This window comes from Xanthobacter sp. NM-25, from assembly GCF_022138605.1.
Lineage (GTDB): Bacteria > Pseudomonadota > Alphaproteobacteria > Rhizobiales > Xanthobacteraceae > Xanthobacter.
The window spans coordinates 326,097-343,283 of sequence record NZ_JACBFS010000005.1 but is presented as its reverse complement, the minus strand read 5'-3'; the positions used below and the strand labels follow the sequence as shown (position 1 = coordinate 343,283).

Below are 17,187 nucleotides of genomic sequence, written 5' to 3'. Positions count from 1 at the left end.
CGCGCCCCATCGATTGCACATCGGTGGGGCGCTGCCGTTTCAGGCGCCGGCCGCCACCGCCGGATCGGTGCCGCGCACCAGCCGCCGGGCCACCACCACGAACTCAAGGGCCGCGCACAGCAGAATGCCATAGCCGAACAGTTCCAGGCATTCCTCGCTCATGTCCTTGATATTCCGCAGGTAAGCGTCCTGCATCACCGCCTTCCAGAACGCCCCCATGCCGTAGAAGCGCGCGAAGACATAGGTGGTCAGCAAAGCTGCCATCAGAAGGCCGAAGGCGCTGGTCTGGGTATAGTGGACCTGCTCGTCCAGAAACCGCGTGCGGTTTTTCCAGGTGTAGAAGAGCCCGGCCAGAATGACCGGCGTGACGAGGATCTGCCAGCCGTCGTCATGCAGCATGTCGAGCCAGACGTCGTTCTCGCGGATCAGCGAGGCTGCGGTGAAGGTGGCCAGAAGCCACGCCGACACCCGCAACGCCGGCAGCCGCACCGCGCAGGTCGCGAAAATCGCTGTGACCACGACTAAGATAACCGACTGAGAAATCTCGACAAGAGACGTCTCACCAAACGTCTTGGTTGTCATCGCGTCGACATACATTAATAGAAAAATTCCAGAAATGATGCCGACATAGATCACGAAACGGATGAATGCTTGCACAAAGGGATGTCGGAGGAATGGCAAGAGCCAGGCTCCCATGCCTGAACCGTCTCCTAAGGTTGAGCTCGGTTAGCTCAACAGTCGCCCCACTGACCGCAGGGCCGGGACTACCACACTTCCTCTCCGGCATTCAATCTCCAGGGCGGTATCAGGACACAAAGCCGCGAGCGGGCGGCGGCCTTTCGCCGCCCGCTCGCGGCTCCCAGGCGCCTGCGTCAGACGGGCACATGATGTTTTAAACATCACTATTTGTCGTTGAAATCTGAGAAGAGGGGGCGTAGCGTTCACCAATCCTCTCCTGATGCCGGTCACCCCGCTCGTGATCACCGCCGCCCAGCTCCGTGCCGCCCGCGCCCTTCTCGGCCTCGACCAGAAAGGTCTCGCGGCGCTGTCCAGCCTTTCGGTGCCCACCATCCAGCGCATGGAAGCCAGCGAGGAGGTCATTCGCGGCAATGTGGATTCCCTCATGAAGCTGGTGGACGCGCTCAGCACCGCCGGCATCGAGCTGATCGGCGAAGGCACCGTCAGCGACGGCGGCGGCCGCGGCGTGCGGCTCACCGCCCGGCGCCCGGCGCCGGAGCGGGAGGGTTGAGCCATGGGCGGGCCCCTGATCGCCCCACTGCCGGGCACACTGGTGAGCATCCTCGCCCTGTTCGCACTGGCAGCGCTGGCCGTGCCGCTGGCCCGCACGCCCCTCGGCCGGCCCCTCGTCTATGGCGCCAGCGCGCTCATCTCCGCGACGGCTTTTGTGTTCGGTGTCCAGGGGATGCTGGGCACTCCGGCCACCCTCGTGCTGCCCCTGGGCGTGCCCTGGATGGGGGCCCATTTCAGCCTCGATCCGCTCGCCGGCTTCTTCCTGTGCGTGATCAATCTGGGCGGCGCGGCCGCCAGCCTCTACGGCATCGGCTACGGCCGGCATGAGCATGCCCCGCAGCGGGTGCTGCCCTTCTTCCCCGCCTTCCTCGGCGCCATGTCCCTGGTGCTGGTGGCGGCGGATGCCTACAGCTTCCTGTTCGGCTGGGAGCTGATGTCGCTGGCCTCCTGGGCGCTGGTGGTGGCCCACGACAAATCCGCAGACAACCTCAAGGCCGGCTTCGTCTATATCGCCATGGCGAGCTTCGGCACCCTGGCGCTGATGCTGGCCTTCGCGCTGCTGGCGGGCGGCGGCGATCTCACGTTCGCCACCCTCGCCCACGCCCCCCACGGCCCGCTGGTGGGCGCGCTGGTGCTGGCCCTGGCGCTGCTCGGCGCCGGCTCCAAGGCCGGCCTGGTGCCGCTGCATGTGTGGCTGCCGCTGGCCCATCCCGCCGCGCCCAGCCACGTCTCCGCCCTCATGAGCGGGGTCATGACCAAGGTGGCGGTCTATGGCTTCATCCGCATCGTGTTCGATCTTGCCGGTCCGCCGGCCTGGTGGTGGGGCATTCCGGTGCTGGCCATCGGCGGCATCAGCGCGGTGGCCGGCGTGCTGCAGGCGCTCCTGCAATCGGACATGAAAAGGGTGCTCGCCTTCAGCACCATCGAGAACATCGGCATCATCTTCATCGGCCTGGGCCTCGCCTTGGCATTCCGCGGCAACGGCCTGATGGCCGCCGGGGCGCTGGCCCTCACCGCCGGCCTGTTCCACGTGCTCAACCACGCGCTATTCAAGAACCTCCTGTTCTTCGGCGCCGGCGCCGTGCTCAACGCCACCGGCGCCCGCGACCTGGAGAAGCTGGGCGGCCTCATCCACCGCATGCCCACCACCGCCGTGGTGATGCTGGTGGGCGCCGCCGCCATTTCCGCTCTGCCGCCGCTCAACGGCTTCGTCTCCGAATGGCTGACCTTCCAGGCCATCCTGCTCAGCCCGGCACTGTCCCCCTGGGGCCTCAAGCTGCTGGTGCCCCTGGTGGGCGCCCTCCTGGCGCTCGCCGCGGCGCTGGCCGCCGCCTGCTTCGTGCGGCTCTACGGCATCGCCTTCCTGGGCCGCCCCCGCTCCGAAGAGGCCGCGCAGGCGGTCGAGGTGGACCGCTGGTCCCGCGGCGCCATGGTGGGGCTCGCCACCCTGTGCGTGCTCGCCGGCATCCTGCCCGGCCCGGTGCTCGACGCGCTGCAGAATGCGGTGGGTCCGCTCATGGGCGCCCGCCTGCCGGTGCAGACGGATGTGGCCTGGCTCTCCATCATTCCGGTGGGCGAGAGCCGCTCGAGCTACAACGGCCTCCTCGTCTTCGTGTTCATGGTGCTCTCGGCGGGCCTCATGGCCCTCGTCATCCACCGCTTCGCCTCCCGCGCGCTGCGCCGCGCGCCGGCGTGGGACTGCGGCTTTCCCAACGCCGATCCCATCACCCAGTATTCCGCTTCCAGCTTTGGCCAGCCCCTGCGCCGGGTGTTCGCCCGCACCCTGTTCAGCGCCCGCGAGGAGGTGACCATGCCGCCCCCCGGCGACAGCGCCCCCGCCCGCATCCGGCTGACCGAGCGCGACCCCGCATGGGCCCTCCTCTTCACCCCGCTGGCGCGGGCGGTAGAGGCCCTGGCCGAGCGCAGTAACATCCTGCCCTATCTCACTATTCGCCAATATCTCGGCATCGTCTTCGCGACGCTGGTGGCGCTCCTTCTGGTGCTGGCCATATGGCGCTGATCAGCCACCTCCTCATCCAGGGCGGCCAGATGCTGCTGGTGCTCGCCCTCGCCCCCCTGGTCACCGGCCTGGTGCGCAAGGTGAAAGCGCGGCTCTATCGCAAGCGCGGCGCCAGCATCGTCCAGCCCTATCGCGACCTCGCCCGGCTGCTGCGCAAGGAAGCGGTGGTGGCGGAGGGCGCCTCCTGGCTGTTCCGCGCCGCCCCCTACCTCATCTTCGCCGCCACCTGGGTCGCCGCGGCCCTGGTGCCCACCTTCGCCACCGGGCTGCTGTTCTCTTGGTCGGCGGACCTCATCGCCATCATCGCCTTGCTGGGCAGCGCCCGTTTCTTCCTGGCGCTGGCCGGCATGGACATCGGTACCAGCTTCGGCGGCCTCGGGGCGAGCCGGGAGATGATGATCTCCTCCCTGGCCGAACCGGCCATGATCATGATCGTGTTCTCCCTGGCCCTGGTGGCTGGCTCCACCCAGCTCTCCACCATGGCCGGGGTGATGCTGGCGGGCGTGGGCCTGCGGGTCTCCCTCGCTTTGGCGCTGATCGCGCTGATGATCGTGGCCCTGGCGGAGAATGCCCGCATCCCGGTGGACAATCCCTCCACCCACCTGGAGCTGACCATGGTGCACGAGGCCATGGTGCTGGAATATTCGGGCCGTCACCTCGCCCTCATCGAGCTATCGGCGCAGCTGAAGCTGCTGCTCTACATCTCCCTCATCGCCTGCGTCTTCACCCCTTGGGGCCTCGCCCCGGCGGGCGCCGGTGCCGGCGCCTTCGCGCTTGGCTTCGTGACCTATGGCGCCAAGCTGGTCTGCGGCGCGGCGCTGCTCGGCGCGTTCGAGGCCTCCATCGCCAAGATGCGGGTGTTCCGGGTGCCGGACTTCCTCGGCGCGGCGCTGATGCTGGGGCTGCTCGGCACCCTGCTCTTGTTCGTGTCGCGGGGGCTCTGATCCATGGACCAGCCCATGTCCCCCCATCTGGTCTTCGACATTGCCCATCTCCTGGCCGGCGCCATGGTGCTGATCAGCCTGATGATGCTGTATCAGGACCGCCTCACCGCGCTGATCAAGGTGTTCGCCCTGCAGGCGGTGGCGCTGGCGGCCTCGGTGGCCTGGCAGGCCTATGCCCATGATGCGCCGCATCTTTATGTCACCGCCGCCATCGCCTTGATCTTCAAGGCCATCGCGCTTCCCCTGGCGCTGCAGCGCATGGTGACGCGGCTCGGTCTGCACCGGCAGGTGGAAACGGCGGTGGCCACCGGCCCCACCATGCTGGCCGGGCTCGGGCTCGTCGGCCTGTCGCTGGTCATCATGCTGCCGGTCACCGCCACCTCCGATCCGCTGGCGCGGGAGGATCTGGCCTTCGCCCTCTCGGTGGTGCTGCTGGGCCTGCTGATGATGGTGACCCGCCGCAACGCGGTGAGCCAGATCATCGGTTTCATGTCCATGGAGAACGGCCTGATCCTGGCCGCCACCGGCGCCCGCGGCATGCCGCTGGTGGTGGAGATTTCGGTGGCCTTCTCGGTGCTTATCGCCTTCATCGTCATCGGCGTGGTGCTGTTCCACATCCGCGAGCGCTTCGACACGGTGGACGTGGACGCCCTCGACCGCTTCCGCGGAGGCCGCTCATGACCGCCATGACCGTGCTTCTGGCGACGCCGGCGCTCGCCGCCGTGCTGCTGGCCCTGTGGCCCGCCTATCGTTCCGGGGCGTGGATCAACGTTCTGGCCTGCGCCATCAGCTTCGGCGCGGCGGTGGGGCTGATGGTGCACCGGCCCGAGAGCGGCGCCTTGCTGCTGGTGGATGACCTCAACAGCGTGTTCGTGCTGCTGAACAGCTTCGTCGCCTTCACCACCGCCGTGTTCAGCGCCACCTATATCGCCCATGAGGTGGAGAGCGGCCGGCTCAACAGCCTGAACCTGCGCGCCTACCACGCCATGTATCAGGTGCTGCTGTTCGCCATGACGCTGGCGCTGGTCTCCAACAATCTCGGCGTCATGTGGGTGGCCATCGAGGTGGCGACGCTCTCCACCGTGCTCATGGTCGGCCTCTACCGCACCCCGGAAGCCATTGAGGCGGCATGGAAATACTTCATGCTCGGCTCGGTGGGCATCGCCCTCGCTCTGTTCGGCACCATCCTCGTCTACATGGCGGCCCAGCCGGTGGTGGGCGAAGGTCAGGACGGCATGGTGTGGAGCGTGCTGGTGACCCGCGCGGCGCAGTTCGATCCGGCCCTGCTCAACCTCGCCTTCGTGTTCCTGCTGCTGGGCTATGGCACCAAGGTGGGGCTCTCCCCCCTCAACGCCTGGCTGCCCGACGCCCATGCGGAAGGGCCCACCCCCATCTCGGCGGTGCTGTCGGGCCTGCTGCTCAACGTGGCGCTCTATGCGGTGCTGCGCTTCAAGATGCTGCTCGCCGCCAACCCCGCCGCACTGGCGCCGGGGCCGCTGCTGATGAGCATGGGCCTCGCCTCGCTGCTGATCGCCGGGGTGATGCTGTACCGGCGGCGGGACATCAAGCGCCTGTTCGCTTACTCTTCCATCGAGCATATGGGGCTGATCGCGTTCGCCTTCGGCATCGGCGGGCCGCTCGCCAATTTCGCCGGTCTGCTGCACATGGTGATGCACTCGCTCACCAAATCCGCCATCTTCTTCGCCGTGGGCCATGTGGCGCAGGTGAAGGGCACGCAGAAGCTCTCCGAGATCCGCGGCCTCACCACTTCCCATCCCGCGCTTGGCTGGTCGCTGGTCATCGGCACCCTCGCCATCGCCGGCCTGCCGCCGGGCGGGGTGTTCATGAGCGAGTTCCTGCTGGTGACCTCCACGTTCGAGCAGCCGTTCCCGCTGATGCTGCTGGCCCTGCCGCTGGTGGTCGGGCTGTTGATCGCCTTCGGCGCGCTGATGCTGAAGCTCTCCGCCATCGCCTTCGGCGCGCCTTCACCGGGCACCGCGCCGGTGAAGGCCTCCTACCTGCCCATGGTGGTCCACCTCGCGCTCGTGCTCATGGCCGGCATCTACCTGCCGGCGCCGCTGGTGGCGTGGTTCCAGCACGTGGCCGGGCTTCTGGGATAGGGGCGCGCGATGCAGAGCCTCAGCCAACTCCTCGCCTGCGGCACCCCGGTGCCTGCCTGCCGCCCGTGGCCGCGCGCGGTGCTCGCCCCCGGCGACTGGTCGGCCCTCGCAGCCCATCTCGCCCAGGGCACCTTGACCCTCGCCGGCCTGTGGGGCGACGAGGGCGCCGTGCATATGGCGGTACTGGAGCCACAGAGCGGCACCGCCGGCATCGCCACCTGCCTCTGCCCGGACGGGCATTTCCCCTCGGTGGGGCAGGTGCATGCCCCCGCGCAGCGGCTGGAACGCACGGTGAGGGACCTGTTCGGCCTCATCCCCGATCATGCCCCCGACAGCCGGCCGTGGCTGGACCATGGCCGCTGGGCGGTCCAAGCCCCGCTCGCCGCGACCGTCCCGGCGGAGCGGCAGCCACCCTATGACTTCCTTGCAGCCGAAGGTGCGGCGCTGCACCAGATCCCGGTGGGGCCGGTGCATGCGGGCATCATCGAGCCCGGCCATTTCCGCTTCAGCTGCCATGGGGAAACCGTGGTGCAGCTTGAGGAGCGGCTCGGCTACGTCCACAAGGGCATCGAGGGCCTGATGGCCGGCGCGGACGTGGCGAAGGCCGCCCAACTCGCCGGCCGCACCTCCGGCGACAGCACGGTGGCGTATGCCTTTGCTTTCGCCCGTGCGGTGGAGGCGGCGCGAGATGTGAGCGTGCCGGCACGCGCGACGGCGCTGCGAGCGCTGATGGCGGAGCTGGAGCGGCTCGCCAATCACATCGGCGACGTGGGCGCCATCTGCAACGACGCCGCCTTCGCCCTCATGCTGGCCCATTGCGGCGCGCTGCGCGAGCGGGTGCTGCGGGCGAGCGCCAGCGCCTTCGGGCATCGCCTGATGATGGATGCCATCGTGCCCGGCGGCGTCGCCCGCGACATCACAGAGGACGGCATCGCCGCCCTGCGCGCCCTGGTGGCCACCGTCGCGGCCACCTTCCCCGCGCTGATGCGGCTTTATGACGAGACGCCGTCCATCCAGGATCGCACCGTGGGCACCGGCATCGTCAAGGCGACGCTCGTCGCCACGTTCGGCGCCGGCGGCTATGTGGGACGGGCCAGCGGCCGCGATTTCGACGCCCGCCGCGCCCTGCCCTATGCGCCCTATGACCGGCTGCGCTTCGACGTACCGGTGCGCACCGATGGCGATGTGAACGCCCGCATCTGGATCCGCATTCTCGAGATCGAGGAGAGCCTCGGCCTCATCATCCAGCTGCTCGACACTTTGCCCCATGGGCCGATCGCCGCCCGGGTCGAACCCGGCCCCGGCGAAGGGGTGGCGCTGGTGGAGGGCTTTCGCGGCGACGTGCTCGCGGTGGTGCGCCTCGACGGGGAGGGACGGGTGGCCCGCGCCCACCTGCGCGATCCGTCCTGGTTCCAATGGCCGTTGCTGGAAGCCGCCATCGAGGGCAACATCGTGGCGGATTTTCCCTTGTGCAACAAATCCTTCAACTGCTCCTACTCGGGCGTGGACCTGTAAGGCGCCGGCATGCTGACCCTGCTGTTCAAGAGCCTCGCCTCATCGCCGCTCACGGAGCCCGGCCCCGGTGCAGTGGAACTCGCCGCGCTGGCGCGGGAGGTGGGCGTGGCGGCGGAAGCCACCCTCGGGCGCAGCCTCTCCATCCGCGAGGTGGATGCCGGTTCCTGCAACGGCTGCGAGCTGGAAATCCACGCGCTTTCCAACGCCTTCTACGACATCGACCGGTTCGGGCTGAAGTTCGTGGCCTCGCCGCGCCATGCGGACGTGCTGCTGGTGACCGGGCCGGTCACGCGCAACATGGGGGAAGCGTTGAAGCGCACCTATGACGCCACGCCCGCCCCCAAATGGGTGGTGGCCGCCGGAGATTGCGCCCTCAACGGCGGCCTGTTCGCCGGCAGCTACGCGGTGATGGGCGGCGTGCAAGCGGTGCTGCCGGTGGACCTCAGCATTCCCGGCTGCCCGCCGACGCCCACGGCGCTGCTCAAGGGCCTGCTCGGCCTGATGGCGATGCCTGCCCGCTGACACCCAAAGCCGATCCGCGCGGAGCAAAGCCCCGCCCGGCTATTGCAGGGCGCGCCCCTCGCCGGCGGTGATCTCCTCCACCTTATACATGATGGCGAGCCACACCCCCTGCTCGAAGGTCTTGCCCCCGCTCTCGAAGCTCTGGGCCATCTCCGCGGCGAAATCGACTCCCTCGGAGCCATATTGCTCGGCGATGACCCAGGCGGTGCGCCACAGCTCCACGTCGCTCGGCATGACCATGCTCCCGATCCTGCGGCTCGTGCGGCGGCGCCCGAGGGCGCCGCGCCAGTGCCTAAATTTTCTGCGGGCCGCGCGCGCCTTTTCGGCAATGCCGGCCCGCCATCAAAGGTATTTAAAGACCCTCACTGAGGGACATCCCCCGGCCTTGGCGGGACGTGTCACAAGTCCAACACCAGCAGGTCGCCTTTGCCACGCGACACGCAGGCCAGCATCCAGCCCTCTTCCTTCTCGGCGGTGGAGAGGCGCTTGTCGCGGTGGTCCACCTCGCCCTCCAGCACCTTCACCTTGCAGGTGCCGCAGGCGCCCTGCTCGCAGGAGGTGCGGATCTTGACGCCCCGCTCCTCCAGCGCTCCCGACACCGACTTGTCGCCGGGGATCTTGTAGGTCTTTCCAGTGGAGGCGATCTTGACCTCGAACACCTTGTCCAAGAGCGGCGCCGGCGCCTTGCCGCCGAACCGCTCCATATGGATCAGGGCGGGGTCGATGCCCTTCTGCTGGGCGGTCTTGACGATGGGTTCCATCCACCAGTCGACACCGCAGATGAACAGCTCGGTATCGGCCGGTCGGTCGGCGAGGATGGTGGCGGGATTGAACGGCGGCTGCGCCCCTTCCAGGTAGAAGGTGGTGTCTCCGGCGAAGGCCGACGCTTCGATCATCCCCTTGAACGAACCCGGCGAGCCGCCGGCGAACAGATAGTGCAGCTCGAAGGGAATGCCCCGGGCCTTCAGATGATCGGCAATGGAGAGGATCGGAGTGACACCGATGCCGCGGGCCAGCAGCAGGGCGCGGGTGGTGGTTTCCGGCACCTCGAAGCGGTTGCGCGGCGTGCTCACCTGAAGCGTGTCGCCCACCTGCACATCCTGGTAGAGGGCCACCGAGCCGCCGCGGCTGTTGGCATCCTTCCACACGCCGATGAGATAATGGTTGCGCTCATGGGCGCTGTTGAACAGCGAATATTGGCGCACCATGCCGCTGGGCAGGGTCACATCGATATGCGAGCCGGGGGAGAATGCCGGCAGTTCGGCGCCCGCCGGATCCACCAGCTCGAACGAGACCATATTGTCGGCCTCGATGGTCTTCTTCGCTACGACGACGGGGTGCAGGGCATCGTCCGACATTGCAAACTCTCCATGAACCAAAGCCGGGAGAGGTCAGAGCAAGGCCGAGGCCAGTTTTCGGGCGGAAATCCGCCCCTGTGCACCGCTGATCAAAAATAAGGCAAACGCGCCCCCCCGAGGCGAGGCCGTCGCAGACGCCCCCGCCCCGGAGAGGCACGGGCCCTCTCAGCCCTCGAAATTGAGGACGATGCGGCCCTGGATGTCGCCCTTGTGCATGCGGGCGAAGATGGCGTTGATGTCCTCCAGGCGCTCGGTCTCGATGGTGGCCTTCACCTTGCCCTCGCCGGCGAAGTTCAGGGCCTCCTGCAGGTCCAGCCGGGTGCCGACGATGGAGCCGCGCACGGTGATGCCGTTCAGCACCGTGTCGAAGATGGAGAGCGGGAAGTCGCCGGGCGGCAGGCCGTTGAGGGCCACCGTGCCGCCACGCCCCACCATGCCCAGCGCCTGCTCGAAGGCCTTGGGCGAGACGGCGGTGACGAGCACCCCCTGGGCCCCGCCCACTTCCTTCTTCACGAACGCCACCGGATCGGCAGTGCGGGCGTTGACGGTGAGCGCGGCGCCGAGCCGCTTGGCCAGATCGAGCTTGGCGTCGTCGATGTCCACGGCGATCACGTTGAGGCCCATGGCCTTGGCATACTGCACGGCCAGATGCCCGAGCCCGCCGATGCCGGAGATCACCACCCAGTCGTCAGGCTTGGTATCGGTCACCTTCAGCCCCTTATAGACGGTCACACCCGCGCACAGGATCGGCGCGATTTCGGTGAAGGAGACATTGGCCGGCAGGTGACCGACGAAATTGGGGTCCGCCACCACATATTCGGCGAAGCCGCCATTCACGGAATAGCCGGTGTTCTGCTGCTCCTCGCACAGGGTCTCCCAGCCGCCGAGGCAATGTTTGCAATGACCACAGGCGGTGTAGAGCCACGGCACGCCGACCCGGTCGCCCTCCCTGACATGCCGCACGCCGGCGCCGACGCCGGCCACGTAGCCCACGCCCTCATGGCCAGGAATGAAGGGAGGCTTCGGCTTCACCGGCCAGTCCCCTTCGACTGCGTGCAGGTCGGTGTGGCAGACGCCGGAGGCGGCGATCTTCACCAGGATCTGGCCGGGACCGGGCGTCGGCACCGGTACCTCCTCGATGGACAGGGGCTGGCCGAAGGCGTGGGCGACGGCGGCCTTCATGGTCTTTGTCATGTGGCTCCCTTTCGATCTGCCCGGCGGCCGATGCAGCGGCACCGCGGCGCGGGGCGGGTGGACCAATGCCAATTGGGGGACAGATGCCGCAGGCTGGCGCAGGAGGGGTGCGCCACGGACCGCTTTCGGGGCTCCGGGCGCCGCAGGCTGGCACGGCATGGAATGTGGTGGGGACAACGGCCACCGGAAGCCAGGGGGAAACTGGCTTCCGGCCTGTGACATGGCCGTCGTATCCTCCCTGAATGTTGCACCTGGTCTGTTCTCCGCGACCGGGCTTGCCTCAGGCTGGAGGCGTCCAGCGCTGAAACGATGCCGGGCCCGGCGCGGTTCCCGGCGGCGGAGCGGAATGAGTTGAGGATGCCGGGCATCCCCGCCCCGCCGCCGGCCATGGCCGGTTCAAGCCCCGATCAGAAGAAGCCGAGCTTCTTGGGGCTGTAGCTCACCAACAGATTCTTGGTCTGCTGATAATGGTCGAGCATCATCTTGTGGGTCTCGCGGCCGATGCCGGATTGCTTGTAGCCACCGAAGGCCGCATGGGCCGGATAGGCATGGTAGCAATTGGTCCACACCCGGCCGGCCTGGATGGCGCGGCCGAAGCGGTAGGCCCGCGAGCCGTCGCGGGTCCACACGCCGGCGCCGAGGCCGAACAGGGTGTCGTTGGCGATGTGGAGGGCTTCCGCCTCGTCCTTGAAGGTGGTCACCGACACCACCGGGCCGAAGATCTCCTCCTGGAAGATGCGCATGGAATTGTTGCCGAGGAACACGGTGGGCTTCACATAGAAGCCGTCGGCGAGATCGCCATCGAGGGTGTTGCGCTCGCCGCCGGCCAGCACCTTGGCCCCTTCCGCCTTGCCGATGTCGATATAGCTCAGGATCTTGTGCATCTGCTCGCTGGAGGCCTGGGCGCCGATCATGGTTGCGGGATCGAGCGGCGAGCCCTGCTTGATGGCGGCGACCCGGGCCAGCGCCTTCTCCATGAAGCGGTCGTAGACGCTCTCCTGCACCAGCGCGCGGCTCGGGCAGGTGCACACTTCGCCCTGATTGAGGGCGAACATCACGAAGCCCTCAATGGCCTTATCGAAGAAGTCGTCATCCTCCGCCGCCACGTCGGAGAAGAAGATGTTGGGGGACTTGCCGCCCAGTTCTAGGGTCACCGGAATGAGGTTCTGGCTGGCATAGCCCATGATGAGGCGGCCGGTGCCGGTCTCGCCGGTGAAGGCGATCTTGGCGATGCGCTTGGACGACGCCAGCGGCTTGCCCGCCTCCAGGCCAAAACCATTGACGACGTTGAGCACACCGGGGGGCAGAATGTCGGCGATGAGCTCGGCCAGCAGCAGCATGGAGGCCGGGGTCTGCTCGGCCGGCTTCAGCACCACGCAATTGCCGGCGGCGATGGCCGGAGCGAGCTTCCAGGCGCCCATCAGGATGGGGAAGTTCCAGGGAATGATCTGGCCCACCACGCCGAGGGGCTCGTGGAAGTGATAGGCGATGGTGTCGTGGTCGATCTCGGAGAGGGCGCCTTCCTGGGACCGCACGCAGGCGGCGAAATAGCGGAAGTGGTCGATGGCCAGCGGAATGTCGGCCGCGGTGGTCTCGCGGATCGGCTTGCCGTTGTCCCAGGTTTCGGCGAGGGCCAGAAGGTCGAGGTTCTCCTCCAGGCGATCGGCGATGCGCAGCAGCACCAGGGCACGCTCGGCGGCCGGGGTGCGGCCCCAGGCGTCCTTGGCGGCATGGGCGGCGTCGAGCGCCTTCTCGATATCCTGTTCGTCGGAGCGGGCGACCTCGCAGATGACCTTGCCGTTGATGGGCGAGATGTTCTCGAAATAGCGGCCGTTCACCGGCTCCACGAAGGTGCCGCCGATGAAATTGCCGTAGCGGGCCTTGAAGGGCGAGGCATTCTGGGCGGCGAGCAGTTCAGGCTTGTTCATGGTTTCCTCCCGTGATGGGTCGGGGGCCCCATCGCAGCCCTCGTGCCAACCGGTGCCCGGCCATGGATCTTTCGCTTTTGCAGTGCGGTAAGTGCTTGTTTCACGGCAGATGAAAACAAGAGGAAATCAAGACTTCGCGCGCGCGGCGGCGCCGCTGCTGGACGACGGGCAAACTGTCGTGCGAAACTGTCGCCGAGAAGAACAAGAACCTGCGACACCTGTTGCAAGATGCGACAGCTGTCGCGCGGGAGCGAAATCAAGCCGAGGGTGCCGATGCCGCAAATCATCCCGTCGCCCACCGCTTATCTGCTGTCGCCACAGGCGCTGGAGCAGGCGCGGCAGCGCTTTTTCTCGGGCGAAACGGTCTGCGACGACGTGGCACCGCCGATCCTGCGCTCTTGGACCCGCTGCGCCGCGCGCGGCCTGCCGACAGGCGGAGGTGTGGCCGCCGAGCCTCTGACCTCCGGTGAGCTGCGCCAGCGGCGCGACAAGACCGAGGCGCTCTGGCGCCGCTGCCGGCCGGAGCTGGAGGCGCTGCACGCCAATGCCAACGTGACCGGCTCCATCGTCATCCTCACCGATCCCACCGGGCTGGTGCTCGACACGGTGGGCAGCGCCGATTTCGCCGACCGCGCCGCCCAGGTGGCGCTCAAGCCCGGCGTCAACTGGAGCGAAGCGGCGCTGGGCACCAATGCCATCGGCACGGCTCTGGAGGAGCGCCGCCCCCTGGAGGTGCGCGGCGCGGAACATTATGCCGAGGCCCACGGCTTCCTCAGCTGCGCCGCCGTGCCCATCCTCGATCCCTATGGCGACGTGCTCGGCCTCCTGGACCTGTCCGGCCCGGCCACGGTGCCGCAGCTCCATGCCATGGGCCTGGTGCAGCTGGCGGTGAACCAGGTGGAGCACCGGCTGTTCGACGGCGCCTTTCCCGATTGCAACGTGGTCCGCTTCCATGGAGACCCGAGCTTCCTGGGTACCAGCCATGAAGGCATCCTGGTGTTCGAGGAGTATCGGCTGGTGGCCGCCAACCGCACCGGCCTCGCCCAGCTCGGCCTCGATTGGGATGCGCTGAAACGGCGACGCTACAGCGAGTTGTTCGACGGCAGTCTCGGCCGCGACGGTGAGGAGCGGCGGGTGCGCGCCGCCAATGGCGCCCAGTTGCACCTGCGGTTCGACCGCAAGATGCGTCACGCCGCAGCCGCCAGGGACACTGACCGGCCCGCCGCAGGCGCACCCGCCTCCTCGCCGCAGGCCCGCGAGGAGACAATCAGCGGCAGCACGGGCGGCGCCGAGCGCGCACCGCAGCGCAGCAGCGCCCCTGCCGGCGCGCGCCCCTCCACCGATCGGCGGGGACCGGAGGCTGCCTCCTCCCTCCCCCATTTCGACCCCGCAACCACCGAGGCGCTGCGCCGCGCCGTCCGGCTGCTGGAAGCCGGCGTTCCGGTGCTGGTGCAGGGTGAGACCGGCACCGGCAAGGAGGTCTTCAGCCGCCAGGTGCACGCCCGGTCCAGCCGGGCCGCCCGGCCGTTCGCCGCCATCAATTGCGCCGCCTTGCCCGAGGGCCTCATCGAGTCGGAGCTGTTCGGCTATGAGGAAGGCGCGTTCACGGGTGCACGCCGGGCTGGCTTCAAGGGCCTGCTGCGGGAGGCCGACGGCGGCGTGCTGTTCCTCGACGAGATCGGCGACATGCCCTTGTCGCTGCAGACGCGCCTGCTGCGGGTACTGCAGGATCGCGAGGTGATGCCGCTCGGCGGCGGTCGCGCGGTGCCGGTGGACTTCAGCCTGCTCTGCGCCTCCCACCGGGATCTCAAGCAATTGGTGGAGAGTGGGGCGTTCCGGGCCGACCTCTATTTCCGCATCGCCCAATATACCGTGGCCCTGCCGGCTCTGCGCAGCCTGCCCGATCGCGACGCCATGGTGCGCGCCTTCTGGGCGACCCTGGCCGATGGGCCCGAGGCCCCCCGCCTGTCGGCGGCGTGCGTCGACCGCCTCGTCCGGCATGCCTGGCCCGGCAACTTCCGGCAGTTCGTGGGCACGCTGAAGGTGCTGCATGCGCTGGCCGAGCCCGGCAGCGAGCTGGACGTAGACGCCTTGCCGGCCGATATCCGCGCCATACCGGCCGCCGACACCACCGAAAGCACCGTGTCGAACCCGCGCGGCGATCTCGACACCATCACCCGTGCCGCCATCCAGACCGCACTCGCCACCGCCAACGGCAATATTTCCGAAGCAGCGCGGCGGCTCGGAATTCACCGCTCGACGCTGCACCGCCACCTGGCCACCACCGAGCGGGGCACCCGGCAGCCCTAGCCGTGGCTACGACCCGAGGCCCGGAATGGGCAGCCCGAAGGCATCGGCGAGCAGCACGCCGTTCAGCCCCAGAACCAGGACGCTGCCGACCACGGCCAGCACGCTCACCAGCGGGGAATTCACGAACTCACCCATGATGTCGCGCCGCGCCGTGAACACCACCAGAGCGATCATCGGCACCGGCAGGGCAATGGACAGCACCACCTGGCTCAGCACCAGCGCGTAGGTGGTGTCGACCCCCATGGCCACCACCACGAAGGCCGGCACCATGGTGATGAGGCGGCGCAGCAGCAGCGGAATGCGGAAACCGACGAAGCCCTGCATGATCAGCTGGCCAGCCATGGTGCCCACCACCGAGCTGGAGATGCCCGACGCGATCAGTGACACCAGGAACAGCCCCGCCGCCGCCGCGCCCAGCAGCGGCGTCAGCGTGTGATAGGCGGTGGCGATCTCCGCCACCTCGCTATGCCCCAGATGGAAGGCACTGGCCGCCATGATCACCATGGCCATGTTGACGAGCCCCGCCACCGCCAGCGCCAGCACCACCTCGCGATTGGAGAAGCGCAGCAGCATCCGGCGCTGCGCCGCATCCTGCGGCGTGGCGCGGTTCTGCGTCAGGCCGGAATGCAGGAACAGCGCATGCGGCATCACGGTGGCGCCGATGATGCCCACCGAGATCAGCAGCGCGGTGGAATCCGGCATCTGCGGCCACACCGCATGCACCGCCACGGCGGCCCAATCCACCGGCGCCACGAACATCTCGATGAGGTAGCAAAGGCCGATCACTGCCACCAGGGCGCCGATAATCAGCTCCATGGGGCGGAACCCCTGGCGATCGAACAGCAGGATGCCGTAGGTGATGACCGCGGTGACGCCCATGCCCGCCAGCAGCGGCAGGCCGAACAGCAGCGACAGGCCGATGGCGCCGCCCAGGAATTCGGCGAGATCGGTGGCCATGGCGGCGATCTCGCTCACCACCCACATCACCCCCACCAGCGGGCGGGGCGCCTGTTCCCGGCACAGCTCCGCCAGATTGCGCCCGGTGACGATGCCGAGCTTCGCCGACAGTGCCTGGAACAGCATGGCGATCAGGTTCGCCAGCACCACCACCCACAGCAGCGTGTACCCGTAATGAGCGCCGGCCTGGATGTTGGTGGCGAAATTGCCGGGATCCATATAGGCGATCGAGGCGATCACCGCCGGCCCGGCGAACAGGAAGGCGGCCCGCGGTCCGCGGCGCCGCCCCGCCAGAACATCTTGAATGGCCGCGCTGGTGCGATCGCTCACCGAAGGCGTGGGGGCAGGCTCGAGACTGGGCATCACGGACATGGGGCAGCCGGTATTGAGGCGGTTGGGATGGGCCTGCTGTGTTGCAGCCTCTGAATAATGTAGCCATGGCTACATTAAGTGCAATAGCCTTTTCACAAAACCGGCTCCGCCGCGCGGCGGCGGCCCCGCGCCTTGATCATGATGGCCCTGGCTTGGTAAGGGATGCGGCTCCTCTGGTGCGGCGGCCGCGGATCGCGTGAACGCGCCGGTTCCACCCGTGAACGGGAAGACGCATTGACAGCCACGCCGAAAGCCAGCGTTCCCGCCGATGCCGCACCACTCGATGAGAGTGACGAAGTGCTGCGCTTCGCGCGGACCCGCTCGGCCCGCTCGGCCGAGATCCTCGAGGATTATACGGAGCTGATCTCCGACCTGATCCACGAGCATGGCGAAGCCCGCGTCACCGACATCGCCCGGCGGCTCGGGGTCACCCATCCCACCGCCACAAAGGCCATCGCCCGTCTCAAGCGCGAAGGCCTGGTGACCTCCCGCCCCTATCGCGGCGTCTTCCTCACCGAGGCGGGGGCGGCGATGGCGGACCGGGTGCGCGCCCGCCATCGCCTGGTGGTGGACTTCCTGATGGCCGTCGGCGTGCCCGAGGAAGCCGCGGAAGCGGACGCGGAGGGCATGGAGCACTACGTCTCGGAAACCACCCTCGATGCCTTCCGCCGTTTCCTGGAAGCCAAGCGGCGCTGA

Annotated in this window: 15 protein-coding genes; 9 read left to right on the top strand and 6 right to left on the bottom strand. The window is 68.1% G+C overall.

Annotation, left to right across the window (positions count from 1 at the left end; all coding sequences use genetic code 11):
* Positions 1–39: 39 nt before the first annotated feature.
* Complete coding sequence (locus MEU52_RS15910; RefSeq protein ID WP_238122167.1) at positions 40–696, bottom strand: hypothetical protein; 657 nt, start codon at positions 694–696, stop codon at positions 40–42.
* A gap of 280 nt (positions 697–976) precedes the next feature.
* Here MEU52_RS15910 and MEU52_RS15905 point away from each other — a divergent pair, with 280 nt between their 5' ends.
* The 7 genes from MEU52_RS15905 to MEU52_RS15875 are packed head-to-tail and all read left to right on the top strand — an operon-like array spanning position 977 to position 8,372.
* The gene (locus tag MEU52_RS15905; protein ID WP_238122454.1) at positions 977–1,249 is read left to right on the top strand and encodes a helix-turn-helix domain-containing protein; all 273 of its coding nucleotides are present in this window, start codon (positions 977–979) and stop codon (positions 1,247–1,249) included.
* 3 nt (positions 1,250–1,252) lie between these two features.
* On the top strand, positions 1,253–3,271 hold the full coding sequence (hyfB, locus tag MEU52_RS15900) for a hydrogenase 4 subunit B (RefSeq protein ID WP_238122168.1): 2,019 nt from the start codon (positions 1,253–1,255) through the stop codon (positions 3,269–3,271).
* On the top strand, positions 3,262–4,215 hold the full coding sequence (locus MEU52_RS15895; protein WP_238122169.1) for a respiratory chain complex I subunit 1 family protein: 954 nt from the start codon (positions 3,262–3,264) through the stop codon (positions 4,213–4,215). The genes hyfB and MEU52_RS15895 overlap by 10 nt, the downstream gene beginning before the upstream one ends.
* Positions 4,216–4,230: 15 nt before the next feature.
* Positions 4,231–4,896, top strand: coding sequence for a hydrogenase-4 component E (locus MEU52_RS15890; protein ID WP_238122170.1), 666 nt, complete (start codon positions 4,231–4,233; stop codon positions 4,894–4,896).
* A complete protein-coding gene (locus MEU52_RS15885; protein ID WP_238122171.1) occupies positions 4,893–6,335 on the top strand; it encodes a hydrogenase 4 subunit F in 1,443 nt (480 codons plus the stop codon). The genes MEU52_RS15890 and MEU52_RS15885 overlap by 4 nt, the downstream gene beginning before the upstream one ends.
* A gap of 9 nt (positions 6,336–6,344) precedes the next feature.
* On the top strand, positions 6,345–7,850 hold the full coding sequence (locus MEU52_RS15880; protein WP_238122172.1) for a hydrogenase large subunit: 1,506 nt from the start codon (positions 6,345–6,347) through the stop codon (positions 7,848–7,850).
* 9 nt (positions 7,851–7,859) lie between these two features.
* Positions 7,860–8,372: an NADH-quinone oxidoreductase subunit B family protein gene (locus MEU52_RS15875; protein ID WP_238122173.1), complete on the top strand. Its 513-nt coding sequence runs from the start codon at positions 7,860–7,862 to the stop codon at positions 8,370–8,372.
* A gap of 39 nt (positions 8,373–8,411) precedes the next feature.
* Here MEU52_RS15875 and MEU52_RS15870 read toward each other — a convergent pair whose 3' ends face one another.
* From MEU52_RS15870 to adh, 4 genes are all read right to left on the bottom strand, one after another.
* Positions 8,412–8,612, bottom strand: coding sequence for a hypothetical protein (locus tag MEU52_RS15870; protein WP_238122174.1), 201 nt, complete (start codon positions 8,610–8,612; stop codon positions 8,412–8,414).
* Between the two features lie 158 nt (positions 8,613–8,770).
* Complete coding sequence (locus MEU52_RS15865; protein WP_238122175.1) at positions 8,771–9,730, bottom strand: PDR/VanB family oxidoreductase; 960 nt, start codon at positions 9,728–9,730, stop codon at positions 8,771–8,773.
* Between the two features lie 165 nt (positions 9,731–9,895).
* Positions 9,896–10,924 carry an alcohol dehydrogenase AdhP gene (gene adhP, locus MEU52_RS15860; RefSeq protein WP_238122176.1) on the bottom strand — a complete coding sequence of 343 codons (1,029 nt, stop codon included), beginning with the start codon at positions 10,922–10,924 and terminating at the stop codon, positions 9,896–9,898.
* A gap of 407 nt (positions 10,925–11,331) precedes the next feature.
* Positions 11,332–12,852: an aldehyde dehydrogenase gene (gene adh / locus MEU52_RS15855; RefSeq protein WP_238122177.1), complete on the bottom strand. Its 1,521-nt coding sequence runs from the start codon at positions 12,850–12,852 to the stop codon at positions 11,332–11,334.
* 273 nt (positions 12,853–13,125) lie between these two features.
* On the opposite strand from adh, the gene MEU52_RS15850 reads away from it, so the two are divergent.
* Positions 13,126–15,162 carry a sigma-54-dependent Fis family transcriptional regulator gene (locus MEU52_RS15850; RefSeq protein ID WP_238122178.1) on the top strand — a complete coding sequence of 679 codons (2,037 nt, stop codon included), beginning with the start codon at positions 13,126–13,128 and terminating at the stop codon, positions 15,160–15,162.
* A 6-nt stretch (positions 15,163–15,168) separates the two neighbouring features.
* Here MEU52_RS15850 and MEU52_RS15845 read toward each other — a convergent pair whose 3' ends face one another.
* Positions 15,169–16,491, bottom strand: coding sequence for an Nramp family divalent metal transporter (locus tag MEU52_RS15845; protein ID WP_238122179.1), 1,323 nt, complete (start codon positions 16,489–16,491; stop codon positions 15,169–15,171).
* A 234-nt stretch (positions 16,492–16,725) separates the two neighbouring features.
* Here MEU52_RS15845 and mntR point away from each other — a divergent pair, with 234 nt between their 5' ends.
* Positions 16,726–17,187 carry a manganese-binding transcriptional regulator MntR gene (mntR, locus tag MEU52_RS15840; protein WP_273546262.1) on the top strand — a complete coding sequence of 154 codons (462 nt, stop codon included), beginning with the start codon at positions 16,726–16,728 and terminating at the stop codon, positions 17,185–17,187.